The sequence below is a fragment of the Cutibacterium sp. LaCa_255 genome (assembly GCF_057458005.1).
The window spans coordinates 448,365-473,812 of sequence record NZ_CP190956.1; the positions used below are offsets into that span (position 1 = coordinate 448,365).

20 protein-coding genes are annotated in these 25,448 nt (G+C 62.9%); 9 read left to right on the forward strand and 11 right to left on the reverse strand.

Annotation, left to right across the window (positions count from 1 at the left end; translation table 11 throughout):
* Positions 1 to 178: 178 nt before the first annotated feature.
* From ACP8ML_RS01975 to eda, 5 genes are all read right to left on the reverse strand, one after another.
* On the reverse strand, positions 179 to 1,171 hold the full coding sequence (locus tag ACP8ML_RS01975) for an asparaginase (protein WP_065674303.1): 993 nt from the start codon (positions 1,169 to 1,171) through the stop codon (positions 179 to 181).
* 3 nt (positions 1,172 to 1,174) lie between these two features.
* Entirely contained in the window at positions 1,175 to 2,614 is a 1,440-nt protein-coding gene (locus ACP8ML_RS01980) for an amino acid permease (RefSeq protein WP_486703015.1), read from the reverse strand.
* Between the two features lie 398 nt (positions 2,615 to 3,012).
* Positions 3,013 to 4,488 (reverse strand): glycine hydroxymethyltransferase, encoded by a 1,476-nt coding sequence (locus tag ACP8ML_RS01985; protein WP_065674305.1) that lies wholly within the window; start codon positions 4,486 to 4,488, stop codon positions 3,013 to 3,015.
* Between the two features lie 125 nt (positions 4,489 to 4,613).
* Complete coding sequence (locus ACP8ML_RS01990) at positions 4,614 to 5,714, reverse strand: sugar kinase (protein WP_117188897.1); 1,101 nt, start codon at positions 5,712 to 5,714, stop codon at positions 4,614 to 4,616.
* The gene (gene eda, locus ACP8ML_RS01995; protein ID WP_117188895.1) at positions 5,711 to 6,358 is read right to left on the reverse strand and encodes a bifunctional 4-hydroxy-2-oxoglutarate aldolase/2-dehydro-3-deoxy-phosphogluconate aldolase; all 648 of its coding nucleotides are present in this window, start codon (positions 6,356 to 6,358) and stop codon (positions 5,711 to 5,713) included. The genes ACP8ML_RS01990 and eda overlap by 4 nt, the downstream gene beginning before the upstream one ends.
* A 203-nt stretch (positions 6,359 to 6,561) precedes the next feature.
* Between eda and ACP8ML_RS02000 the strand changes: the two genes are divergently transcribed.
* From ACP8ML_RS02000 to ACP8ML_RS02010, 3 genes are read left to right on the forward strand one after another with little or no spacing between them, the layout of a single operon-like run.
* On the forward strand, positions 6,562 to 7,338 hold the full coding sequence (locus tag ACP8ML_RS02000; protein WP_117188893.1) for a 3-ketoacyl-ACP reductase: 777 nt from the start codon (positions 6,562 to 6,564) through the stop codon (positions 7,336 to 7,338).
* Position 7,339: 1 nt separating this feature from the next.
* Positions 7,340 to 9,355, forward strand: a complete 2,016-nt coding sequence (locus ACP8ML_RS02005; protein WP_117188891.1) for an FAD-binding protein — start codon at positions 7,340 to 7,342, stop codon at positions 9,353 to 9,355.
* Between the two features lie 24 nt (positions 9,356 to 9,379).
* The gene (locus tag ACP8ML_RS02010) at positions 9,380 to 10,036 is read left to right on the forward strand and encodes a ThuA domain-containing protein (RefSeq protein ID WP_117188889.1); all 657 of its coding nucleotides are present in this window, start codon (positions 9,380 to 9,382) and stop codon (positions 10,034 to 10,036) included.
* A gap of 69 nt (positions 10,037 to 10,105) precedes the next feature.
* On the opposite strand, the gene ACP8ML_RS02015 is transcribed toward ACP8ML_RS02010, so the two are convergent.
* The gene (locus ACP8ML_RS02015; RefSeq protein ID WP_117188887.1) at positions 10,106 to 10,945 is read right to left on the reverse strand and encodes a sugar phosphate isomerase/epimerase family protein; all 840 of its coding nucleotides are present in this window, start codon (positions 10,943 to 10,945) and stop codon (positions 10,106 to 10,108) included.
* A complete protein-coding gene (locus tag ACP8ML_RS02020; protein ID WP_117188885.1) occupies positions 10,942 to 12,138 on the reverse strand; it encodes a Gfo/Idh/MocA family protein in 1,197 nt (398 codons plus the stop codon). Before ACP8ML_RS02020 ends, ACP8ML_RS02015 begins: the two co-directional genes overlap by 4 nt.
* 407 nt (positions 12,139 to 12,545) lie before the next feature.
* On the opposite strand from ACP8ML_RS02020, the gene ngcE reads away from it, so the two are divergent.
* Genes ngcE through ACP8ML_RS02035 form a run of 3 tightly spaced genes read left to right on the forward strand, consistent with a single transcriptional unit; the run spans position 12,546 to position 15,908 of the window.
* Positions 12,546 to 13,964 carry an N-acetylglucosamine/diacetylchitobiose ABC transporter substrate-binding protein gene (gene ngcE, locus ACP8ML_RS02025; protein ID WP_117188883.1) on the forward strand — a complete coding sequence of 473 codons (1,419 nt, stop codon included), beginning with the start codon at positions 12,546 to 12,548 and terminating at the stop codon, positions 13,962 to 13,964.
* Positions 13,965 to 13,998: 34 nt separating this feature from the next.
* Positions 13,999 to 15,024, forward strand: coding sequence for a carbohydrate ABC transporter permease (locus ACP8ML_RS02030; RefSeq protein ID WP_249361251.1), 1,026 nt, complete (start codon positions 13,999 to 14,001; stop codon positions 15,022 to 15,024).
* Positions 15,021 to 15,908: a carbohydrate ABC transporter permease gene (locus ACP8ML_RS02035; protein WP_249361250.1), complete on the forward strand. Its 888-nt coding sequence runs from the start codon at positions 15,021 to 15,023 to the stop codon at positions 15,906 to 15,908. Before ACP8ML_RS02030 ends, ACP8ML_RS02035 begins: the two co-directional genes overlap by 4 nt.
* Positions 15,909 to 15,995: 87 nt before the next feature.
* Here the strand turns inward: ACP8ML_RS02035 and ACP8ML_RS02040 are convergent, their stop codons facing one another.
* The gene (locus ACP8ML_RS02040) at positions 15,996 to 17,012 is read right to left on the reverse strand and encodes a LacI family DNA-binding transcriptional regulator (RefSeq protein ID WP_117188877.1); all 1,017 of its coding nucleotides are present in this window, start codon (positions 17,010 to 17,012) and stop codon (positions 15,996 to 15,998) included.
* A gap of 551 nt (positions 17,013 to 17,563) precedes the next feature.
* Here ACP8ML_RS02040 and ACP8ML_RS02045 point away from each other — a divergent pair.
* Positions 17,564 to 18,217, forward strand: a complete 654-nt coding sequence (locus tag ACP8ML_RS02045) for an NAD(P)-dependent oxidoreductase (RefSeq protein ID WP_212750687.1) — start codon at positions 17,564 to 17,566, stop codon at positions 18,215 to 18,217.
* 19 nt (positions 18,218 to 18,236) lie between these two features.
* On the opposite strand, the gene ACP8ML_RS02050 is transcribed toward ACP8ML_RS02045, so the two are convergent.
* Positions 18,237 to 20,723: a polysaccharide lyase 8 family protein gene (locus tag ACP8ML_RS02050; RefSeq protein ID WP_249361248.1), complete on the reverse strand. Its 2,487-nt coding sequence runs from the start codon at positions 20,721 to 20,723 to the stop codon at positions 18,237 to 18,239.
* Positions 20,724 to 20,962: 239 nt separating this feature from the next.
* Here ACP8ML_RS02050 and ACP8ML_RS02055 point away from each other — a divergent pair, with 239 nt between their 5' ends.
* On the forward strand, positions 20,963 to 22,735 hold the full coding sequence (locus ACP8ML_RS02055) for a DUF2264 domain-containing protein (RefSeq protein WP_249361260.1): 1,773 nt from the start codon (positions 20,963 to 20,965) through the stop codon (positions 22,733 to 22,735).
* A 3-nt stretch (positions 22,736 to 22,738) separates the two neighbouring features.
* On the opposite strand, the gene rlmB is transcribed toward ACP8ML_RS02055, so the two are convergent.
* Positions 22,739 to 23,701 carry a 23S rRNA (guanosine(2251)-2'-O)-methyltransferase RlmB gene (gene rlmB, locus ACP8ML_RS02060; RefSeq protein WP_065674308.1) on the reverse strand — a complete coding sequence of 321 codons (963 nt, stop codon included), beginning with the start codon at positions 23,699 to 23,701 and terminating at the stop codon, positions 22,739 to 22,741.
* 13 nt (positions 23,702 to 23,714) lie between these two features.
* Complete coding sequence (gene cysS, locus ACP8ML_RS02065; protein WP_065674309.1) at positions 23,715 to 25,145, reverse strand: cysteine--tRNA ligase; 1,431 nt, start codon at positions 25,143 to 25,145, stop codon at positions 23,715 to 23,717.
* Positions 25,146 to 25,192: 47 nt separating this feature from the next.
* Between cysS and ACP8ML_RS02070 the strand changes: the two genes are divergently transcribed.
* The gene (locus ACP8ML_RS02070; protein WP_065674310.1) at positions 25,193 to 25,441 is read left to right on the forward strand and encodes a hypothetical protein; all 249 of its coding nucleotides are present in this window, start codon (positions 25,193 to 25,195) and stop codon (positions 25,439 to 25,441) included.
* Positions 25,442 to 25,448: the final 7 nt, after the last annotated feature.

Sequence of the window (25,448 nt, forward strand, 5' to 3'; positions counted from 1 at the left end):
AGTTCGCCTCGTCAGTCATTGTGGAATGTGGTGGTGGAGGGCAACGATGCCTTCGCTACCACCTGTGATGAATCCATCATTGTTCACGGGGGAGAGCACTGGCCAGCCGCAGCGTGAAATTTCACATCAATTCGCGACGAACGTGCAGTCGTCTGCGGTGTTGATGGGAAAGTGCGGTTCACATACTGATCTCCCCGGCGATGTCCGTCTCGACCCACCGTCCCAACTCCTTACCACGCAGTCCCTGGGACAGCAGGAAGACGAGTTTGGCATAGAGAGCTTCGAGGGTCATGTCATGGGCGCTGATGGCTCCCCCCTCGGCCAGGGCATGACTCGACTGGTAATGCCCCAGCAGGACGTCGGCCTGCATGCACTGGGAAGCGACGACGACGGGGGTGCCGGCGGAGATGACGTCAAGGATGACGTCGACCAAGCCGGGCTCATCGCTGGGGACGTTCCCGACGCCGAAGGCTCGCAGGATGACGGCCTCAGGCAACGGATCGAGGACGGCCCGGAGGCGTGCGGCGCTGAGGCCCGGGGAGAGGTCGACGACGAGGACGTCATGGCGGCGGTACGGTCTTGGATCCAGCCAACCACAGCCGGTCGAGTCATTCTCGATCCATTGCCACGGAGCCCCGGTGCGTGCCAGTTGGGGGGCAGCGGGGGAGTCGAAGCCGTTGTAGGCCCACGAGGACGACTTCGTGACGCGGTTTCCGCGCAGCAGTTTGTGGCCGAAGAACACCGCCACGCCGTGGAGACGTCCGCTGGTGACAGCTCTCAGCGCGCCCGTGACGTTGGGGGCGGCGTCGGTCCCGACGACTCCTAGCGAGTATTGCGACCCGGTGACGACGACCGGCTTGCCGAAATCTGTCAGGGCGTAGGACAGGGCGGCTGAGGTGTAGGCCAGGGTGTCGGTGCCGTGCAGGACGACGAAGGAGTCGGCCTCTTCCCGATGTGCCCACAGATTGTCAACGATTCGACCCCAGTCGGCCGGAGTCGCATTGGCTGAGTCGATGAGATGCTCAAAGCTCAGGGTCTCAAACGTTCCGGCGAGTTCTGTGCCCGAGAGCAGCTGATCGAGCCATCCCGTCAGGTCGGCCCCCGGTGCCAGTCCGTCCGGAGTGGGGACCATGCCGAGAGTCCCCCCGGTGTAGAGGATGTGGGTACGCATGGCTCAATCCCCTGGAGAGTCCTTGACAGCGTTGTCAGACATAACATCGTTTCGCACGGCATACCAGCCTATGACCATCGCTATCGCTACGAGGGCGAACAGAAGAAGTGTCCAGCGCCCCGACTCCGACGTGACGTTCGACAGGACGACGATGATGAGGAAGGCCAGGGAGACGTAATTCGTCATTGGCGCACCCGGCATGTGGTACTCGGGTCGCACTTCTTCTCCCCTCTTGACGAGGCGCAGGAACCGGGTATGGGTGAGGAGCACCATGCACCACGTCCCGGCGATACCGATGCCGGCCAGGTTCATGACGATTTCGAATGCGCTCTCAGGCAGGAAGGCGCTGAGAGCCACGCCAATGAGACCCAGCGACGCCGTAATGATGATCCCGCCGGCAGGAACCTGATGTCGGTTGAGTTTCGCGGCGATCTTCGGAGCCTCACCAGCCATTGCGAGGGACCGCAATGTGCGTCCGGTGGAGTAGAGGCCAGCGTTGAGCGAACTCAGGGCCGCGGTGAGCACGATGATCTGAATGACGTCGCCGGCGTGGGGAATACCGATCCCGGTGAAGAACGTCACGAACGGTGACTCATTGGCCGAGTAGGCGGTGTAGGGGAGGACGAGGGCCATGAGGACGACCGAGCCAACGTAGAAGACGAAGATTCGCAAGATCATCGAGTTGATCGCCTTGGGCAAGATCTTTTCGGCGTCCTTCGTCTCGCCGGCGGCGACGCCGACCATCTCCGTGCCGCCGAAAGCAAAGATCACGCCAAGGGTCAGGGCGACGACTGGCGTCATGCCTCCGGGAAAGAACCCGCCATGGCTGGAGATGTTGTGGAATCCTGCAGTGTCGTGGCCGACCGGCGCTTCGGTGACGACGGCCCAGATCGCCGCGATCATGAACAGGACGATGGCCGTCACCTTGATGGCGGCAAACCAGAATTCCGCCTCGCCGAACATTTTGACGCTGAGCATGTTCAGGGTGAACACAACAGCCAACGCGATGAGGGCGAGAACCCATTGTGGAATGGGCTGAAACATCTTCCAATAGTGCAGGTACAGGGCGACGGCCGTGATGTCCGCCATGACCGTGACCGACCAGTTGAGGAAGAAGAACCACCCGGTGACGTAGGCGCCCTTCTCGCCCATGAATTCACGGGCGTATGAGACGAAGGCGCCCGAGGATGGACGCCGAATAGCCATCTCGCCCAGGGCCCGAACCATGAGGAAGGCGAAGATGCCGCACACTGCGTAGCTGAGGGCCAGCCCAGGACCTCCCTGAGCCAGACGTCCACCTGCTCCCAGGAAGAGTCCGGTGCCGATGGAACCGCCGATGGCGATCATCTGCAGGTGCCTGTTCCTCAGGGCCTTGTCGTAGCCAGCGTCACCCATGTCAACGGTGGTGCCGGTTGGCTTGGCGCTGGGATCACCTTCCTGCATAAAGAACCTCCTCGTGACGGGGCCGTCTGGTCCGGTACGGGAATGTTAACGCCGGGACGGGGCGACTCATCATCTGGGGAGAAGTGGCTCCACAACGGGTCAGAAAGGCATGGGGCGGTGGAATAGTCAACGTAACCGTGTGGTAAGACCTCGCCTCAGAAGTACTCCCGGTCCTCCGGGGATGGGTCCACACGGGGGCAGTTTCGGAGAGTCCTTTCAATCTCCGACGAACCCAGTGTCCTGATGTCTTTTGCTCCATCAGAAGGCATCGACAAGAACTCGACGGCCCGTGTTCTTCTCGTGGAACACGGGCCGTCGAAAGATCGATATCACATTGTGTGACAACTCCGTTGGGGGAAAATTCTGCCCAAAACTCCGGTGAGAGGAGGTCAAAACCCTCAGGCCAGATCCAGCCCCGGATAGAGCGGGAAGTTCCCGAGCAGTTCGTCGGCGGCATCATGGACCTTCTGGGCCACGCCGTCGGCGATCTGGTACTTGGCCTTGCCCGGCTTGCCACTGGAAGCCGTCACCGGGGTGGTGGCCTTCAGAGCGGTGACGATGAGCTCAGCAACCTGATCGAATTCATCGGCCCCGAACCCACGCGAGGTCAGGGCCGGGGTGCCGATGCGCACGCCCGAGGTGTACCAGGCGCCATTCGGGTCGGCCGGGATGGAGTTGCGGTTGGTCACGACGCCGGAATCCAGCAGGGCAGCTTCGGCCTGCCGACCGGTCAGTCCGAAGCTCGTGGTGACGTCGAGCAGGTTGATGTGGTTGTCAGTGCCGTCGGTGACGAGTTTGACGCCGCGCTTCATAAGTCCCTCAGCCAGGGCCTTGGCATTGTCGGCGACACGTTGGGCGTAGTCGCGGAATGCCTGGGTACGAGCCTCGGCCAGGGCGACGGCCTTGGCTGCCATGACGTGGGAGAGCGGGCCACCGAGGACCATCGGGCAGCCACGATCGACGTCGGCGGCATACTCCTTGGTCGTCAGCACCATGCCGCCACGCGGGCCGCGCAAGGACTTGTGAGTCGTCGTCGTCACCACTTGGGCGTGGGGGACCGGGTCCTCGTCACCGGTGAAGACCTTGCCGGCCACCAGGCCGGCGAAGTGAGCCATGTCGACCATGAGGACGGCTCCGACCTCGTCGGCGATCTCGCGCATCTTCGCGAAGTTCACCCGGCGAGGGTAGGCGGAGTACCCGGCGACGACGACGAGGGGCTTGAACTCGCGGGCCAGCTCGGCGACCTTGTCGTAATCGAGCAGACCGGTCTGCGGGTCCGTTCCGTAGGAGCGCTGGTCGAACATCTTGCCCGAGATGTTCGGACGGAAACCGTGGGTGAGGTGGCCGCCGGTGTCCAGGCTCATGCCGATGGCGCGCTGGTCGTTGAAGCGGTGGCGCAGGGTGTCCCAGTCGGCCTGGGTGAGGTCGTTGACGGTGCGCGCTCCGAACTCCTCGAGGGCCGGGGTCTCGACGTGATGGGCGAGGATCGTCCAGTAGGCAGTGAGGTTGGCGTCAATACCGGAGTGCGGCTGCACGTAGGCATGCTCAGCGCCGAAGAGGGTGCAGGCGTGCTCGGCAGCAATCGCCTCAACGGTGTCGACGTTCTGGCAGCCGGCGTAGAAGCGGTGACCGGCGGTGCCCTCGGCGTACTTGTCGGAGAACCAGGTACCCATGGTCGCAAGGACTGGCAGGGATGCGTAGTTCTCGGAGGCGATGAGCTTGAGGGAATGACGCTGGTCGGTCAGTTCGGCTCGGGTGGCCTCCGCAATCCGGGGCTCAACTTGTGCGATCGCGTTGAGCATGGTGCGGTAGGCCGGGGCCAGCTTCTCGGCGATGTCGCGGGCTGTGGGATCGACGGCACTGGGCTCACTCACGGATGGCTCCTGTCATGACGGGATGGTGAGCACGAATCTACCCGTCCCAGGACCTGCTCGTGGCTGGGGGCCAAAAAGAACGGCGAGCCCTTCGGGCTCGCCGTCCGATATGAGTCCGGTGCCAGTCAGCGCTTCACTCGGGCAGAACCTCCGGCAGCGAGATTCTCCACCTCGGAGCGGGTGGCCATGGAGGTGTCGCCAGGGGTGGTCATGGCCAGAGCGCCGTGGGCAGCCCCCCACTCGACGGCCTTCTGCAGGTCTCCAGTCTCCATGATTCCGGCCACCAGGCCAGCAGCGAAAGAGTCGCCGCCGCCAACACGGTCGAGGATCTCCAAGTCGGGACGTTCGACCGAGCGCACCAGGCCGGTGTCCTTCGACCACGCGATGGCCGACCAGTCGTTGCGGCTGGCAGTGCGCACCTGACGCAGAGTGGTGGCGACGACGGAGATGTTCGAGAACTCCTCGACCACCTTGTCGATCATGTTGGCGTAGGAATCGACGTCGAGATTGGAGAGGTTCTCGTCGTTCCCCTCGACCTCGAAGCCGAGGCAGGCCGTGAAGTCCTCCTCGTTGCCGATCATGACGTCGACCAGGCTGGCCAGCTCGCGATTGACGCGGCGGGCCTCCTCCTGACCGCCGATCGACTTCCACAGGCTGGGTCGGTAGTTGAGGTCGTAGGAGATGATCGTCCCGTTTGCGTGGGCGGCCTCCATGACGGCCTTGGCAGTCTGGGCACTGGTCTCCGACAGGGCGGTGTAGATGCCGCCGGTGTGCAGCCAGCGCACTCCCAATTCCCCGAAGAGGCGGTCGAGGTCGATGTCCTCGGCGCGCAGCTGGCTGGCAGCGGTGTGGCCGCGGTCCGAGACGCCGACGGCCCCGCGAACACCGAAGCCACGCTCGGTGAAGTTGAGCCCGGTGTGCACCGTGCGACCGACTCCGTCGGAAGGCACCCAAGTGATGAACTGGTCGTCGACTCCGCCGGCGGTGATGCGGTCGCCAACGAGGTGGCCGACCGGGTCGTCGACGAGACCGGTGATGACGGCGGCACGCTTGCCGAAGACCCGGGACAGGCCACGGCCGACGTTGTACTCGCCGCCGCCCTCCCAGACATCGAAGGACGTGGCGGTGCGGATGCGACGCTCACCCGGATCGAGGCGGAGCATCACCTCGCCGAGAGAGACGATGTCGTAACGGCACTGGTCTGCGGAACGAAGTGTGATGCTCATGACTGCTCCTCGAGGATGCTGTGGGCACTGCGGGCGGCCTCGCGTGCCAAGTTGGCGATGGTTTGACTGTCCCGGGCAGCGACGGCGTCGGCTGGGGTGAGCCAGGTGCCACCGACCGCAGGGATGTTGGGGCGGGAGAGGAAGTCCGCCAGGTTGTGCGGCTTGACTCCGCCAGTGGGGACAAAACGTAGGTTCGGGAAGGGGCCGCCCAGGGAAGAAATCGTGGCAGCACCGCCGTAGTTTCCGGCCGGGAAGAACTTGAAGGTGTCCAGCCCCATGTCGACACCGGCCATGATCTCAGCGGGGGTGATGACTCCCGGCAGGATCGGGATGTCATGGTGTCGGCAGCGGTCGACGACCTCACGGGACAGGCCGGGAGAGACGACGAAGGTCGCTCCCGCGCTCACCGCCTCGTCGACCTGACGGGCATTGATAACGGTTCCGGCTCCGACCATGACGCGCCCGTCCTCGGCCATCGACTCGATGGCGGCGGGTGCGGCGTCGGTGCGGAAGGTCACCTCGGCGACGGGGAGCCCGCCGTCGACGAGACCGTCGGTGACGGCCGGGGTGGTGGCGGCCTCATGGATGACGACCACCGGGATGACGAGATTCGTCAGGACTTTGTCGAGTGCTTCGTTGCTCACTTGTGATCTCCGACGTTGGGGGTTTGCGTCAATTGTCGTCCCCGAGGGGGCTGGGGTGGCGAGGTCTTGCCACCGTTTCCCGTCGACTCGCGGTGACGGTGTGGCAGTCTCTTCGATCCGCTCAAATACTAGCGGCAAGCGCTTGCCGAAGATGTTCCGGACGGGAATAATGAACGCCACGGACACACGACGAGGGAGTCGGCATGACAAAGGTTGCGCTCATTACCGGGGGAAACCGTGGTATCGGTCTGGCCATCAGCAAGGCCATGCTGCAGCAGGGGTATGCGGTGCAGATCCTGTCGCGAAGCGAGTTGGCACCGGAGGTACTGACGGAACTGCAGGATATGGGCGAGGTGAGTCACACTCGTGGCGACGTCTCCGACCTGACCGCCCATCAACGGTTCATCGGTGACGCACTGAACCGCTGGGGTCGTGTCGACGTGCTCGTCAACAATGCCGGCGTGGCACCAACGAGCCGTGACGACATCCTTGACGCCACCGTCGAGTCCTTCGACCGGGTACTGGGGATCAACCTGCGTGGGCCGTACTTCCTCACTCAGGCCGTCGCCCGCCAGTTCATCGATCAGCGAGGAGACGGAACCACTGATACCACTGGCGGGATCGTCGGGGCCATCGTCAATGTGGCCTCCTGCTCCTCGACAATGGTCAGCCTCAACCGTGGTGAGTACTGCATCTCCAAGGCCGGCGTCTCGATGGCAACCCAGCTCTGGGCCGCCAGACTCGCTCCAGAGGGGATCCTCGTCAACGAGGTGCGTCCCGGTGTCATCGCCACCGACATGACGGTCGGGGTCAAGGAGAAGTACGACCGTCAGTTTGCCGAGGGGGTCGCACCGATGCCACGCTGGGGACGTCCCGAGGATGTCGCCGCAGCTGTCGTCAACTTGGCCATCGGTTCGATGAGGTACTCCGTTGGCGAGGTCATCAATGTCGACGGTGGCATGCACATCGCGAGGTTGTGAGATGGATCTGCCCACCATGCACTTGGCCGGGATCGACGTCCCGGTCGCCAGCGTCAACACCGTCGTCGTCGGGACCGGATCTGCCGGATACTGTGCGGCAGACCGACTAGCCCAGTTTGGACAGCATGACGTCCTCGTCATTGCAGACGCCATCCATGCCGGGGCCTCCCGCAATGCTGGGTCTGACAAGCAGACCTATTACAAACTGACCCTCGCCGGGGACGGTCCCGACTCAGTGGGCGAGATGGCCCGCACCCTCTTCGACGGGGGAGCAATGGACGGCGACATCGCCCTGACAGAGGCGGCGCTCTCGGCACGGTGCTTCTACAACCTGGTGGAGGCCGGGGTCGAATTTCCCAGCGACCGTCATGGGCAGTTCGTCGGCTACAAGACCGACCACGATCCTCGGCAGCGAGCGACCTCGGTAGGGCCCTTCACCTCGAAATCGATGGTCGATTGTCTCGAGGCACGGGTGCGCTCCCGGGGGACCGAGATCCTCGATGGGGTCCGGGTTGTTGACCTCCTCGTCGATCGATCCGGGGAAACCCCTCGGTGTGTCGGTGTCCTTGGCCTGCGACGCGACGTCGTTGCCGACCAGGAATGTCCGTTAGTCCTCGTTGCCGCACGCAATGTCGTCCTGGCCACCGGTGGACCGGCCGGAATGTTCGCTGACTCGGTGTGGCCCCACGGTCAGTGGGGTGCGACCGGTGCCGCCCTGCGCGCAGGTGCCGTTGGCCACAACTTGCCTGAGTTCCAGTTCGGAATGGCCTCCCTGCGGCCTCGCTGGAATGTCTCGGGGTCCTACATGCAGGTGGTGCCTGCGTTCGTCTCGGTGGACCCCGACAGCACCGAGCACGACTTTCTGGCCGAGGTTATAGACGATCCTTGCGCGCTCACCAGCCTTATCTTCCGCAAGGGCTACCAGTGGCCCTTCGACATCGACAAGGTCCATGAGGGCTCGAGCCTCATCGACATTCTCACCTACCGCGAGACGGTGATGCGAGGGCGTCGGGTCTTCCTCGACTTCCGCGTCAATCAGCCGGGCTGGGATCCGAATCTGCTCGACGGCGAGGCTCGCGGATACCTGGAGTCTGTAGGTGTTCTCGGCTTGGAGACGCCGATCGAGCGCCTGCGGCACATGAACCAGCCGGCATACGAGTTCTACCTCAACCGCAATCCGGGCATTGATCTGGCCACCGATCGCCTTGAGATCGAGGTGTGCGCCCAGCACAACAATGGCGGGATAGACGTTGACCTGTGGTGGCGATCCTCCATTGCTGGGCTGTTCCCGGTGGGAGAGGCCGCTGGAGCCCATGGAGTGGCGCGTCCGGGTGGCGCCGCCCTCAACTCGGCCCAAGTCGGGGCAACGAGGGCAGCCCAGTGGATCGCCTCCCGTGAGCATGGTGCTGCTCGCACTGATGAGGGTTGGCAGGAGTTGGCGGGTGATGCGCTGCAGAAGGCTCGGGACCTCCTCGACACTGCCTGTGGTCGCCGTGACGCCGTCCAGGTCGACGACCTGTTGGCGGAGTCGACCCGCGCGATGAGCGACAACGCCGGGCTTGTGCGGTCCCGTCAGGGGCTTGAGGAGCTGGCAAAGAAGGTCGCTGAATGGCGTCGTCAGATCGTCGAAGAATGTGTCGTCGACCCGACGAGCAGACGCAGCGTCGATAGGCTTTTCCTGGTCCGCGACATCCTCGACGCCCAGGCCGTCTACGTGGCAGCCATGCTCGACCATCTTGATCATGGGGTGGGATCGCGAGGATCGGTGCTCTATACCGACCCCGACGGTGATCTGCCTGTCTCTTGGTGGGACGACGGCGCCGAGCTCGACGTCGAGGACATCTTCCGGCACCGTCTGGACTCCAGGGCCCACCACGGCGTCACCCAGCGCGTGTCCGTGGACGCCGCAGGGGAGGACATTCACGCGCGCTGGGATCCGGTGCGTCCCATTCCGACTGAGGACGAGTTTTTCGAGAACGTCTGGAAGACCTACCGGATCGACCACAATATCCGCTGACCACCCACTCGATGAGGAGACATCGTGGCATCCATCAGAGTTCTGTCTGGCCATGGCCGATACACCGATCCATGGCATCCCTTCGCCGAGGGATCGGCGGCAATCCGCGAGATCCTGGAGGCGGACGGTCACCGCGTCGAGGTTCGTGACGATGACGTCTCATGTCTGAGGGGGTATGACGACCTCGACCTGGTCGTCGTCAACCTGGGCGGCAACGTCGAGGTGGAGCTGGAACGTGACGACCAGTGGGCCGCCGCCCAGCACGAGTTCGGACAGTGGATTCGTGACGGCGGGCGGGTGCTCGCCGTACACACCGCGGCGAACTCCTTCCCGGACTGGCCTGAGTGGCCCGACCTGCTTGGCGGACAGTGGGTGCGCGGTACGAGCTGGCACCCCAAGCGGTGCATTGCGACCTTCGAGAAGGCTCCCGGGGCCGAGGGCCATCCGGTCTGGGCGGGGCTCGACGTCGTCACCGTCTACGACGAGAGGTATTCCGACCTAGTCGTCCACGCGGACTCCACTCCTCTCATCCGTCATGAACTTAGTGAAAATTGGCAGGTGATGGGGTGGGCCCACGGCAACAATGTCATCTATGACGGTATGGGCCATGACGCAAGGTCGTACTCGTCGCCGTCGCGTCGCGCATTCCTCTCCAATGAGGTGAACTGGCTGCTCAGCTGAGGCTCCGAACGGTGTGAGACAGTCAGACAGGAAACGGCCCGGTCGTAGGAAGCGACCGGGCCGTTCGTCTCACAGGTGGGGTAGGACGAGTTCCTCGTACCTGGTGGCAAGTCTTTTGACGATCTGACGAGTTGGCATCGCCCAGATCTCCTCGTTGAAGATCTCGACCTCGACCGAGCCGGTGTAACCAGCCTCGGTAACCCATTCGGTGATGGTCGGAAAATCGATGTACCCGTCTCCGGGGAATCCGCGCGAGTTCAGGGTCTCGGCGGCCAGCGGTAGGATCCAGTCACAGATCTGGTAGCTGGAGATGCGTCCCTCTCGGCCGGCTCGGGCGATGGACTCGCGGGCTTTGGGATCCCACCAGACGTGGTAGGTGTCGACGACAACCCCTACTTCGTCAGAGGAGAACGGCGCCGCTATGTCGAGGGATTGCTCCAAGGTCGTGAGTACTCCTCGGTTCGCGGTGAACAGTGGATGCATTGGTTCGAGTGCCAGACGGACCCCGTGGTCGCGTGCAATGGGGACGAGATCGCCAAGTCGGTCTGCTACCCGCTGCCGGGCAGCGACGATGTCTTTGTCCCCGGCAGGCAACCCACCGACGACCATGACGAGTTCGCCCGCCCCGACGGCCGCGGCCTCGTCCAGAGCCCGGGTGTTCTCGGCGATGGCTTCGGGCAAGGAGTTGTCGTCGGTACCGGTGAGGAATCCGCCCCGGCACACCGTCGAGGCCTTGAGCCCGGCGTCGGAGATGATCCGGGCTGCCTCATCGTTGCCTACTTCCTGGATTCGGTCGCGCCAGGGGCCGATCCATCCCAGTCCCGTCTCGGCGCATGCCGAGGCGCACTCTGCCAAGGTCGCGTGCTTGGCCGTCGCGGTGTTGAGGGACAGCTTCGAGAGGTCGCTCATCGCTGGTCCACCACGATCTCGGGGACGTCAATGCGTCGTCCCTCGGCAGCCGACTGCAGTCCGAGCTCGGCAAGCTGGACGCCGCGCGCTCCCGACAGCAGGTCGAAGCGGTGCCTGCGATCCATCGCGACGTCGGTGAGGTACTCCTCCCACTGCGCCTTGAAGCCGTTGTCGAGGCTGCCGGTGGCAGTGGCGGCGTTGTCGGGAACCTTCTGCCACATCGACATGTAGTCGTGTGTGTCAGGGACGTCGGGGTTCCAGGTCGGGCGGGGGGTGACCCCACGAGGCTGGCAGACGCATCCGAACAGGCCTGCCACGGCTGAGCCTCCGGTGCCGTCGATCTGCAACTCGAGCAGTTCGTCGCGGAAGACGCGGGTGGCCCAGGAAGAGTTCATCTGCACGACGACTGGGTCGCCAGAGGGTGTGACGGCGTTGAAAATGGCGTAAGCGGCATCGTCGGTGTCCGCGTTGTAAATGCTGCCCTGCTCGTCCACGCGCTTGGTGATGTGGGTGGCGGTCTGGGAGTAAACGTCCTGGATCTGCCCGATGATGCCCTCGATGACGTAGTTCCAGTGCGGGTACATGTCGGTCGTCATGCTGCCGCCGTCGGCCTTGCGGTAGTTCCACGACGGCCGCTGGGAGGGGACATCGGTGCCTTCCCAGACCCAGTATCCGAATTCGCCGCGCATGGAGTGGATGTGTCCGAAGAATCCCATGTCGACCAGACGACGCAGTTTCACCAGGCCGGGCAGATAGAGCTTGTCGTGGACGACGCCGTCGATGACGTTGTGACGCCGCGCCAACGTCGCCAATTCGATGGCCTCATCGAGGGTTTCCGCAGTGGGCTTCTCAGTGTAGATATTCTTGCCGGCCTCGATGGCGGTGCGCAGAGCTCGGTAACGACGTGATGTCGTCTGGGCGTCAAAGTAGATGTCGATGTCGTCGCGGGTCATGACCCCGTCTGTGTCGGTCGAGATCTCATCCACGTGGTGCTTCTCCGCGAGAGCGCGCAGCTTTGCCTCGTTACGCCCGACAAGGATGGGTTCGACCTGAATCGTCGAGCCGTCTGGCAGGGTGACGCCGCCTTGATCGCGAATTATCAGAATCGACCTGACGAAGTGTTGTCGGTAACCCATCCGGCCTGTCACGCCGTTCATGGCAATACGGAATGTCCGCGTGTCGGTCTGTGGCATAGCTGTCTCCTGAGATCACGGGCGCACCACCATTGGTGCGGCAAGCGCTTACCATGCTACGCACGACACAAGCTGTGAGTCAATGACATTCGCTGATCTCAACTGTGGGATTCGCGCGCTCTTACGCCGGCCAAGCGATGGGACGATGCAGTCGCTGAGGTTTGCCTGAGCTGATGGTGGCGTGATCTGGCATACCGGGAGTTGAGGTTAGCCCCGCATGGAAAAAATCAGAGAAAATGCCGGTAAGCGGTTTCCATTCCGGGAAAACTGCTTTACAGTGGTGCTTGCACCGGAGCAGAACCGATTTCTGGGCTCGTTGTCACGGCGATGGTCTGGCATTGCTGGGAGCTGGATCAACGGGCTGCTCAGTCCACCAACGACGGTGGATCACAGATGAGGAGAATGACATGAGTCAGTCCACCTTCCCGCGCCGCGGATTCATCAAGGGATTGGGAGCTGCAGCTATCGCAGCCCCGCTCGCCAGCATGCTGTCTTCCTGTGCTGCCGGCACCGGTGGCGGTGAGGACGACACCAAGCAGAAGTCCGCTGCTGCGAAGTCGAAGGGCAACCCGTTCGGCATGGCTGAGAATAGCAAGCTCGACGCGGTGGTCTTCAACGGCGGCTACGGCATCGCCTACTGCGAGTACGCCGCCAACCTCATGAAGAAGAAGTGGCCCAAGACGGAGTCGGTATCCGTCAAGGCTTCCAACCACATCGGTCAGGAGCTGCAGCCGCGCTTCGCCGATGGCAATCCGCCGGACGTCCTCGACAACGCCGGTTCCGGGCGTATCAATGTCTCGGCCATACTTGATCAGCTCGACAGCATCGACGACCTGCTCGAGGCTGAAAACTACGAAGGCAAGAAGATCGCTGACACTCTGTACGCCGGCGTCAAGGACACTGGCACTTACGGTGACAAGTTCATCGAGCTTAACTATGTCATGTCCGCCTACTGCCTGTGGTACTCGGGCTCTCTGTTCAAGGAACACGGCTGGGAGGCTCCGGAGACGTGGGACGACCTGCTAAAACTCGGTGAGGAGGCCAAGAAGGCCGGCAAGTACCTCTTCCTCTTCGGTAAAGAGGCCGCCGACTACTACATGCTCATGTGTCTTGGCTCAGCCATCAAGGAGGGTGGCGACGAGGTTCGTCTCAACTTCGAGAACCTCAAGCCGAAGGCATGGTCCCAGGAACCGATGCAGGCTGCTCTTACCTCGTTGAAGAAGATCATTGACAACGGATATATGAAGCCCGGTGGCGCCGGAACTCAGTTCACTGCCGCTCAGTCCCAGTGGTGCCACGACCAGGCCGCCTTGCTGTATCCCTCGGGCTCCTGGATCGAGAACGAGATGAAGTCTCAGACGAAGTCTGGCTTCGATATGATGGGTTGCCCTGAGCCGTCGGTCTCGAACTCGCCTGCCATGGGTCATGGGGCCCTGCACGCCGGTCCGCGCGAAGCCTTTCTTTTCCCGAGCAAGGCCAAGAACCCGGGTGCCGGTAAGGAGTTCATGCGCGCCATGCTGTCGAAGGAGGCCGCGACGAGCTTCGCTAAGACCGTCCATGTCCCAACCATCGTCAAGGGCAGTGTTCCGGAGGACGGCTTCGGCTCAACCGCGCTGATGTCGCTGAGCAAGATGCTGGATGCCGCTGAGGACAAGATGTTCCCGATTCGGTTCTCCGCCTTCTACGGCATGACCAAGGACAACCTCGTCCCGTGGAATGACTTCCTGTCTGGCAAGAAGTCGGTCAAGGAGCTGACTGACGCCATGCAGGCCATCTCGGACAAGGTTGCCAACGACAGTTCGATCAAGAAGCCCACCTTCAAGTGATCCACCTAGGTTCTGAGCCCTTGAGGAAACGCCCATGACTAGTTCTGCTATTCCGCCGAGCACTACGTCAGCATTGGAGGGCGCGGGGGAGCATGAGGTTCCCGGCATGCGGGCGACGCCCCGAAAGCGTCACCACTGGAGCTTCGACAAGATCAGCTTCTTCGTGGCGTTCCTCGGTGTGCCTTTGGTGGTGTACTTGGTTTTCGTCATCTCTCCATTCCTTCAGGCGTTCTATTACTCACTGACGGACTGGGGCGGCTTCTCCATGAAGTTCAAGATGGTTGGCCTGGACAACTACAAACAGTTGTTCGCTGACCCCCTGTTCCGGCGGGCGATGATCAACAACGTCGTGTTGTGCATCTTCGTCCCGTTCGTGACGATCTTCTTGGCTTTGGTGCTAGCCACCATGTTGACGGTGGGCGGTTCCAGTCATGGACACACGCGTGGCCTCAAGGGTTCGGGCTTCTACCGGGTGGTTTCCTTCTTCCCGTACTGCGTCCCGGCGGTCGTCATCGGTTTGCTGTGGTCGCAGATCCTCGACCCGTCCCACGGTTTGGTGAATGGACTGTTGACTGGCATGGGCCTGGACAAGTTCCAGAACCTCGCCTGGCTGGGGGAGAAGTCCACGGCCATGCCGGTCTCCATCTTCATCATGCTGTGGGGCTATGTCGGCTTCTACATGTTGCTCTTCGTGGCAGCCATAAAGTCGATTCCGGCCGAGATCTTCGAGTCAGCCAGGATCGACGGCGCCGGTCGGTTCCGGGTCGCGGTGTCGATCACGGTTCCGTTGATCCGTGACAACATTCAGACGGCCTGGATCTACCTCGGCATCATTTCGCTTGATGCTTTCGTATACATGAGCGTCCTTAACCCCTTCGGCGGTCCCGACAACTCCACTTTGGTCATGAGCCAGCAGTTGTGGGATTCGTTCCAGAACGCTCGATACGGGTTGGCATGTGCTCAAGGTGTGGTGATCTGCCTGTTCACGTTGGCCTTTGCCAGCGTCGTCGGGCTAGTCAATCGCCTCACAGGTGGAAAGGATTCGGTGACGCTGGCATGAGTATGATGACTCCTCTCAACGCATTCGATGTCGAGATCCGCCATGCGGAACCGACAAAGGGAGACAAGGCCTTCGCCACAGTGGCACACATTCTGCTGGCGATCTGGACGATCATCGTTGTGCTGCCTCTGTTGTGGACCTTGATGACCTCGTTCAAGTCAACCTCGGAGATCTTCGCTTCGCCGTTTTCCTGGCCCAGCAACCTCCACTGGGAGAACTTCACCAATGCTTGGAACGAGGCCCATATTGGGGACTACTTCCTCAACACGGTCATCGTCGTCTTCAGTGCGTTGGCAATCGTGATGGTCCTCGGGGCAATGTCCTCCTACGTCCTCGCCAGGTATCGCTTCCGTGGGAACAAAGCCATTTACGTCCTCATGCTCGCGGGCAACACCTTCCCGATCTTCCTGGCCGTCGTCCCGCTGTTCTTCACCTTGAAGAACCTGGGCCTGACGAACTCGGTCCCTGGCCTCATCATCACCTATGTGGCCTTCGCTCTTCCTTTCACCGTTTTCTTCCTCTACGCCTTCTTCAAGACCCTCCCCTATGAGATTTACGAGGCGGCGCAGATTGACGGTGCCGGTGAGTGGACGACCTTCTTCAAGGTGATGCTGCCGATGGCTAAGCCCGGGTTCGCGTCGGTCGCCATCTTCAACTTCCTCGGTCTGTGGAACCAGTACCTCATCCCGATTGCCATCAACAGCAAGGAGGACAATTACGTGCTGTCCCAGGGCTTGGCGACCTTTGCCACCAAGATGGGTTATGAGGTCGACTTCGGTGCGCTGTTCGCCTCGGTGACCCTGACCGTCATCCCGGTAGTGCTGGTTTACATCGTCTTCCAGCGCCAGCTTCATGGCTCCTTGAGTCAAGGAACCATGAAGTGAATGGGTGATCACTGAGAGATGTGGCGATGGTGTCCCCGGAGATCTCCGGGGACACCATCGCCATTCAGGAAGGGGTCTGACACGGGATTACCCGCGCATGGCAGAGAGATTAGGGGTCGACTCGCGAATCATGATGGAGGTCGGCATTATCCGCTGAATGGGTTCTTCCGGGGAGACCAGCAGCCGGGTTGCCCATCGGCCGAGCTCCTCTAGGTCGATGTGGACGGTCGTCAAACCGGGGACAATGTCGGCCAGGGTCGGAATGTCATCGAATCCGCACAGTGCGATGTCGCCGGGGATCTTGACGCCGGCGGTGCGGACCGCTGCGAGGGCGCCTACCGCCATGACGTCTGCAGTGGCGAAGACGAGTTGGGGACGGGTTGGGGAGGCCAGGATGTGATTCATTGCATCGATGCCACCCTGCCGCGATAAAGGGGTCTCGACGATCTCGCGCACCGTTCCGCCAGCCTTGCGGATCGCCTCGGTGAACCCTTCGGTGCGCAGCTGGGATGCCAATACGATCGGTGATGTCGCGATGACCGAGATGTCGTGGTAACCGAACTTCACCATCATACCGGCGAGGTCTTCGGCTGCGGCTCGGTCGTCAACCCCGATGCCCTTGATCTCGGGGGGAAGATTGGTTGCTCCGATCGCCAGTACGGGGGAACCAGTATGCGTGGTGAAGTCAGAAATAGCGCGAGTGACTGCTGGTGTGGAGGTGATTGCGCCACCGGCGAAGATGAGTGCGCGGGCCTGCTGGCTGGATGCGTTCGCGATGACAGCGAGGGTTGACTTCTCGGAGCCGTCCGACTCGGAGATGGTGACACGCAGGTCGTGGGACTGGGTCTCTCGGCTCACTCCGGCCACAATGGATGAGAAGTAGGGATCCGCGATGGAACCGACGACAAGTGAGACGACGTCGGTGCGTCCGCGCGCCATTGCCTGGGCGGCCTTGTTGGGGACGTACCCGAGCTCGGCGGCTGCGGCAGCGACGCGCTCGCGCAATTCGGGCCCCACCACTCTTTGGGCCGAGCCGTTGAGAACCCTCGATGCGGTGGCCAGGGACACTCCTGCCCGCACGGCCACGTCGCTGAGCGTCGCCATGTGATTCCTCCTGGGATGGTGTTGACATCTGACTCTATCGTTTTCATTGCGACATGGAATGGGATTGCTTCGCAAACTCCGATAAAACGCTTTCACAAATACCTGCCGATTCGCCTCGGTGAGGGCACATATTGGTATCGTGGAAAGTGATTTCCAGCATTGTTGAACGATGTCGTACCGACAGGATGGAGTCCAAGATGAGAAAACCCTGCGTGGTCCTGTCTGTTCTGGACCTCTACAAGCCCATGTTCTTCACTCCTGCGGCCTTCGAACGGATCCGCGACCTGGCTGATTTGCGGATCGACCCTGACCCGGCTGGACATGCCTTGGCGGAGAGCCGGGAGATGCTGCGCGAGGCCGAAGTGGTCGTCACAGCGTGGGAGACTGGTGACCTCACGGAACTCCTGCCACAGATGCCGCAGCTTCGAATGGTCATCCACTCCGGAGGATCGGTGAAGGGTGTCATCGGGGTGCAGGCTTATGAGGCCGGGGTTCGGATTTCCTCCCAAACCCAACTGAATGCAGAACCGGTCGCCGAGTATAGCCTCGCCATGATCATCCTGGCCGCTAAGGGGATCTTCGCCTCGCGACGTCGGTACGTGGAGAACCGTGCCAAGGAGGAGACCTTCTGGGAGAACTTTCCCGGCGTCGGGCTTTACGGTGCCAAGATAGGCCTCATCGGACTGTCACGAATCTCCCGGCGAGTCATCGAGATGTTGGCCCCCTTCCACGTCGACATCAAGGTGTTCTCCCATCATCTTGACGAGGCCAGAGCGCGTGAGCTTGGTGTCACTACTGCCAGCATCGACGAGATCATGCGGACATGCGACGTCGTCTCCCTGCACTCGGCGTCGACGCCACAGACCTATCACATGCTAGGAGCTGAGGATTTCGCGAAGATGAAGGATGGAGCGACCTTCATCAACACTGCACGCGGGGCCATCTGTGATCAGGACGCCCTCATCGCTGAACTCCAGCGCGATCGCATCTGTGCCGTCATCGACGTCACCGATCCCGAGGTCAACGTCCCCGATTCACCGCTGTGGACCCTGCCGAACGTCATCCTGACTCCACACGCTGCCGGGTCAATGGGGCGAGAGCTTCACCGCCTCGGTGACGGCGCTATCGACGATTTGGCTAATTACATTGCCGATACTCCAGTGGCCGGGGAATTCCCGGTCGGCCAGTATGCGGGGCGTGCCTGACCGACCGGATCCCCCGGAGTCAGACCCCGGTGCGCGGCAGCCTGATCGGGCGGGTCGGCGTTCCGGGGACTGACTTCGATGGTTGAGGGGTTGGGGCGGCCGGGATGATCGGGCGTGACAGGGCCACGCGGACGGACTGGCCGCCCAGCCCTGCTGTGTTGATGTGCAGGGTCATGGCCGAGTCACCTCGGCTGTCGCCGACGTGCTCGTCGGAGGTGTCGAGACGCCAGCTACCGTCGATGGTGACCGTGACCGAGTCCTTTCGCTGGGTGGGCTCGGAGATGACGACCTCCATCCGGTTTTCGCGCTCGCGGGTCTGAACCATGGTGGGGGAGTCGACTGTTACCCCGCCACAGCCGGCAGGCTTCCAGAAGGCCAGGGTGGTGACGACAGTGGGATCTTTCGTCAACAGGGCCCCCGCAGAGCGGACGGCCTGGACCGTTGCGTCATTCCGGAGCACGGTGAATGGCTTGACGCCCGGGCGCGTGGCCAGGGTGATCGTGCGGGAACGGCTGGCGGTGGGTATCAGGGCCCATGCGACCGGATGATCGTGGTGGGTGACGTGCAGGGATGCATAAGTGCGCTCGATGACCTCGTCAGCCCCCTTAACCTTGCGGGAGGGGTTGACGTCGATCCAGGTTCCCTTCCTCGTCGCCACCTCTGCGGAGAGGTCAGTGTCACTGGCGAAGATGTAACCGCCTACTCCGTCCAGATGGGCCCAACGGGGGTTCTGGAAGGAAGTCGCGGATGAGACCGGGTTGCCGTCGACGAAGAGTTTCGTCGAGGGGCTTGCCACCTTGCGGTGCTCGACGACGGTCATGGCCCGCGACGCGTTGGTGGTCACGTCGGTTGTCAGTTCCACCATAGCGTCCTTCAGCCCTACCCACAGGCGTCGTGCCTTAAGGGTGGAGTCTTGCGAGGTGATCTGGGACGCGGCTGCTGACCACGCACCCGATGCCAGTCCCCCGGACCACTCGTTGGCAGGGGTCTCGGTTGCCCACGAGTCTCCGACAGCACGTTTGAGTGGGGTGGAGTCCACCGTCGTCCCCGTCGGTGCTGAGTAGTCGACGGTGGCCCAGTATCCGTCCTCGTACTGTCCCATGTCTCCGGGCAGCAGGAGATAACGCATTCCCTGGCTGGTCCTGGAGGCCCATTCGTTCTCCCCGTTGCCGTACTCGTACCATGCGATGCGATCCGAACAGTTGGACACGGTGACGAGCCAGTCCGCGGTGCGGTGAACGAGACGGTCCATGGAGGCGAAATAGCTCGGCGTCGACGTCTCCGGAACGGGGCGCGCCTTGACTGCGGTGTCGAACAGGGAGATGTCGACGAGGGTGGACGGCTCGGACAAGTGATCGAAGGTGTTTCGCGCGATCCAGCCATGTACGATCCCCCGCCACCGCTCGGCGCGGTGTGTCGGTAGGGCGTCGGCCATCATGAGCATGGCACGGGCGATCGAGATGCCGTGCATGGCTGCCGACTCATTGATGCGTGAGATGGATCGACCGCGCACGTCGTCGAGGATCTGTCCGTTATACATGACGGGGACGAAGCCGCGTTCGACCTGGTCGTGGAAGGCCTTGCGGGCCGATTCGGCGATGTCGAATCTCGTCCCGGAGACCAGGGGTAGGAGCATTGCCAGTCCACTGAACAGAACATCGCCGTAACCGCCGGTGTAGGGGATGTGGGAGTGCTGGATGAATCCGCCATCAGCGCGAAAACCGTCCCCCTCGGTGGTGACGCGCCAGGCGTCAGGCAATCCGTCGACGGCATGACGCAGTTTCTTCTCGTCGTTGGTCGCGATGGAGCGACACATGACGGCACGGGTCAGGTCCATGCGATTTGCGCCGGTCGAGACCACGGGCTGAATGGGGTTGGCAGTGGGCTTGACCGACGCAGGCTGCTGGAACCAGGGGTCGGGAACGAAGTGGTCGATGCCGGCTGCCGCGGCGGACATGACGTCGGTCGGCAGGACGTCGTGCAGGATGCACATGACGTCGGCGATGGCCCTTGACGCGCCATCCTCCCAGTCCCACCAGTTCCCGTACTCGTCCTGGGAGGGGTTGTAACGAAGCCGGCAGAAGTCTCTGAGTCCCTCGACGCACGCGGAGAGGATCTCGGGATCCTTGTGGTATCTGGACCCGGGGGTGGCCCAGGCACAGGCCATCGAGCCGATGGCTCGGGCGGTCTTAGTGATGAAGGGCGACTGCTCCTTCCGGAGGTCCGCCGAGATCAGGACGGTCTGACGACTCGAGCCGGATGCGAGGTCGGTGAGGATCTCAGTGACCTTCCGGTCGGCCTTGGCGATGATTTCGCGGGCGCGTGGGTCGGAGGTCCGGGCGGCTCTGCGTCCGGTGATGATGTCGACCCACCGCTCGCACAACGCTGCCCAGCTGTCGGGGATGGGGGCGGCGATGGCGTCCGCCACAGTAGGAGAGGCGGCGAGCACCATGGCTGATAGTGCAGATGCGGTGAGAAAGGTGCGTCGAGATGAGGCGTCGAACACGGGTCACGCTCCTGAGGAGAGGGTGGCAGCACTGCCACACGTACGGATTTGTTGTTTAGAAACTTTAGGGGAAAGCGATTACCATCGTAATCAGGTGAGCATCGTATTTTTGATCTTTGGATAACACGGCAGTTCGATGGTCAGCGACAGGACGTGATGACATGACGCAGATGAGTCCATTGACCCGTTGGGAACGCGAGGACTGGTGCAATCTCGCCGATCGTCTGGTGACGACGGCCATGAACCATGCAACACCAGGCCACGGGCGGATCGTGATGCCTGGGGAGCCTGGTGGACTGGGTACTGACATCGACGGGCTCGAAGGGTTTGCCCGGGTTGGTCTACTGGCTGGTGCGCGTATCCTCGGTGAGCGGGGTGAAGGCCTGGACGAGTTGGCTGAGTGGTGGGCCGGAGGTGTCGCCACCGGTGTCGATCCGAGCGCCGAGGATCGCTGGTTGCGACCCTCCGAACATCGTCAGGCCTGCGTCGAGGCGTGCTCCCTGGCCTTGATGCTCCACTTCACCAAGCCCTGGATCTGGGATCAGCTCTCTCAGCGGACCCGGGAACAGGCTGTCGAGTGGTTCCAGGATGTGCGCAATCCCGAAATCCCGGACAACAACTGGATTTGGTTCCAGGTCATCGTCGAGGCCTTCCTGCGCGGGGTCGGCGCCCACTGGGATGAGGCCCTCACCCGCGAGCACCTGGAACGCCATGAGGGCTGGTACCGCACGGATGGTTGGATTAGTGACGGGCCGAGGCGTTGCTACGACCACTACGTCGGGTGGGCCATGGAGACCCTGCCTGCCCTGTGGACCCTGATGGACCCGACCTGGGATCTCAGTAGGGACTTCGCAACCGTCCACGGGCCCAGGCTGCGGAGATACCTGGAGGATGTTCCCTTCCTCGTCGGAGCCGATCTGGACGGCCAGGGAGGCGCTGCCCCTCTCATCCAAGGACGTAGCCTCATCTACCGATGGTGCACTTGCGCGCCGCTGTGGGCCGGAGCCTTCATGGGTGTTTCTCCGGTGTCGCCAGGCCTGACACGAAGAATCTGCTCGGGAACGGTACGCCACTTCCTCGATCGAGGGGCGGCCGCTGACGGCATCCTGACCATGGGCTGGTTTGGAGAGTTCCGTCCGATGGCCCAATTCTACTCTGGCGTGGGATCCCCTTACTGGGCGTCAAAGGGAATGCTTGGCCTGGCGCTGCCCGTTGATCACCCGGTGTGGACTGCAGACGAAGAGCCTCTGCCGGTCGAGAGGGAGGACACCCATCGCCTCATTCCCACGCCGGGATGGATGGTCAGCGGAACCTCAGCCGACGGCGTGGTTCGTGTGTTCAACCTCGGTACCGATGGCGAGAACGAGGGAGACCTTGTCAGTGAGGCTCCCCTGTACACGTCTCTCGGCTTCTCCACCGCGACAGCCCCAGCGCAAGCGGGGGAGTGGGCTATGCAACCCGTTGCCAACGTGATCGCCCTGCGCGATGCGAAGGGGCGGGTTTCTTGCAGATCGGGCCAGCACGTCGACCGATTGGAACAGGTCGGGGACGTCCTCGTCGGGCAATCCTCCTGGCAGGTTCACTGGATCGAGGTCGAGTCAGATTCTCAAGTGGGCTATGGCGCGCGCGGCGAGTCCGACCTGGGCCCGCGCATCGTCTGTGCGCAGGTCTGCCACTCGGGAACTGAGGTGCGTTGCGCTTGGTTCGACGAGGACGTGGCAGAGGCTTCCGTCGTCGTCGCAGGTTGGCCAACTGACCCCGAACAGGATCCCGATTCCTTCCTCGAACCCGTGACGCAGTGGCAGGGCCGACGGCGACCGAGCGCCCAGTCGGTCACGGGTCTGTCCGAGGTGACGACCGTCGAGCAGATGGAGACGCCCATGCAGGGCAGCGGTCCTTACATAGCCCTCGTCGGGCTTGGGACGTGTGGCCCCCGTCCTGAGATCGGCGTCGCTGACGGCTCGGTGACGGTGACCTTCCCCGGACAGCCAGCCGTGATAGTCAAGCCCTGAGGCTCAGCTCTCTGACGCACTCCCGCGTACCCTTGACGCCTCGTACAGCGCGATCGATGCTGCCACCGAGGCGTTGAGGGACTCGACGTCACTACTGATCGGGATCGACGCCAGCACGTCACAGGACTGCCGGGTGAGACGGGCCAAGCCCTCACCTTCGGAACCGACAACGAGCACCAGTGGACCATCCAGACCGGGAGCGGCAGCGATGTCGGAGTCGGCCTCGCCAGCCAGCCCGACGATCATCCAGCCGGCCTCGGCGAACTTGCCGAGGGCCTGGTTGAGGTTCGACGCCATCGCCACCGGGATGCGTGCGGCAGCCCCGGCGGAGGTCTTCCACGCCGCAGCGGTCATCGAGGCCGAGCGGCGAGACGGGATGAGCACGCCCTGGGCGCCGAAAGCGGCAGCCGAGCGGATGATCGCTCCCAGATTGCGTGGATCGGTGATCTTGTCCAGTGCCACGACGAGACCGCCGCGATAGGCCTGAGTGCCGGCATCGATGATGTCGTCGACCGTGGCGTACTCGTACTCGGGAAGGCGCAGGGCCACACCCTGGTGATTGGACCCACCCGTCATGCGGTCGAGCTCACCACGAGTGGCCTGCATCAACACGATGCCGTTGTCAGCGGCGAAGGAGAGGATCTCTCGCAGCCGGGAGTCGTGTTCGGCTCCTTCCGCGACGTAGGCGGTGCGCACCGGAAGACCGGCGTGCAGGGCCTCCAACACCGGATTACGACCGATCACCCACTCCGGGCCGGCACCCTTGGCCTGCTTCTCGGCTGGCTTGCGGTTGCCGCCGCGAGCCAGCTTCTCCTGCTTGGCCTTGTACGCCTTGTGGTAAGTGCGATCCTCGGCCTTGGGGGTGGGTCCGCGGCCCTTGAGGCCCCTGCGACCTCGGCCACCGGATCCGGAAGCGGAACTTTTGCCCTTGTGTCCTGCGCCGCGGCGCTTGGAATTTCCTGCCATGTCGGTCTCCTCGTCAGCTCAGCGACCAGTGGGCGCCGGTGGGGGTGTCCTCGATCGTCAGTCCGAGGTTGGTCAAGGTGTCACGAATCGCGTCGGCAGTCGCCCAGTCCTTGCGGGAACGGGCCTCGGCACGCTGATCAAGCATGGCCTGGACCAAGCCGTCGACGACTGGTTCGAGACGGGCCTCGTTTCCGGCGGTATCCGCCCATTCCGGGGCCTGCGGATCGAGCCCGAAGACCGCGAGCATGGCACGTACCCGAGCCATGTGCTCGCGGGTGGCGTCGACGTCGTGGGCAGAGACGGACTTGTTGCCCTCGGTGATCTCGCTGAACAGGGCCGCAACCGCTTGCGGGGTTCCCAAGTCATCGTCCATCGCCGTGACGAAGGCCGCCGGCAGATCCTTCGACGGCGCGGCCTCCTCGCCGACGAGGTCGCGGGCGCGATCCAGGAAGGAATCAATGCGCTCGATGGCCTTGGTGGCCTCGTCGAGGGATCCCTTGGTGTCTTCGTCGGATGGGCTGAACTCGATCATGGAGCGGTAGTGGGGGGCGAGCAGGAAGTACCTGACGGCTCGTGGGCTGTAGGTCTTGGTGACCTCGGTTACCTGGGCGGTATTGCCCAGGGACTTGCTCATCTTCTCCCCGGACATCGTCACCCAGGCGTTGTGCATCCAGTAATGGGCAAACGCACGTCCGGCCGCCGCCGACTGCGCCAACTCGTTCTCGTGGTGGGGGAATCGCAGGTCGATGCCGCCGCCATGGATGTCGAAGGCATCACCCAGGTACTTCCCGGACATGGCCGAGCACTCCAGGTGCCAACCGGGACGACCACGTCCCCAGGGGGAGGCCCAGGATGCCGTCTCCGGTTCATCATCCTTGTGCCCCTTCCACAGTGCGAAGTCGCGTGGGTCACGCTTGCCACGCGGGTCGGAGTCCTCGGCCGGGGCCATCTCGTCGACGCGCATCCCGGACAACTCCCCGTATCGCGGCCAGGACCGGACGTCGAAGTAGACGTCACCGGAGCCGTCCGGGGCGGGGTAGGCGTGGCCCTTCTCGATGAGGTTTCTGATGAGCTCGATCATCTCCGGGATGTGGCCGGTGGCGCGCGGCTCGTAGGATGGTGGACGACATCCCAGAGCCTTGTAGGCCGCGTGCAGCTCGTTCTCGTAGTGGTAGGCGTGGGCCCACCAGGGCACGCCGGCAGCAGCGGACTTGGCGAGGATCTTGTCGTCAATATCGGTGACGTTGGCGACGACTGTCACCTGGTAGCCAGAACACTCCAACCAGCGCCGCAGGACGTCGAAGACGACCTCCTTGCGGATGTGGCCCAGGTGCGGACTGGACTGCACCGTCATGCCACAGTGGTAGATCGACACCTGACCCTCGTGCAGGGGTTCGAAGGTCTCGATGCCATGGGTAGCGGTGTTGTAGAGCTTGAACGTCACGCCTCAAGGCTACCGGGGGACCCCGACACATCGCCTACCATGGCCGCATGGCCGAGATTCGCAAGCACAAGCCGTCGTCCAGCCCCATCTCCCGGGCCCTGGAGGCCGCGATGGGTGAATCCATCAAGCCGGTGGTCCCCGGATCGCGTCCTGACAAGGACGCTGAGGAGCCCAGGACCCAGCCTGAGGCCGGCCCTTCGGTGGCAGCAGCTCCCACACAGTGGGGATCGTTCAGCGGTGGATCTTCCAAGGGTGGGTCGTTCACGGTGCCGATACCGCCGAAGTCCTCGGAGTGACGAGGTT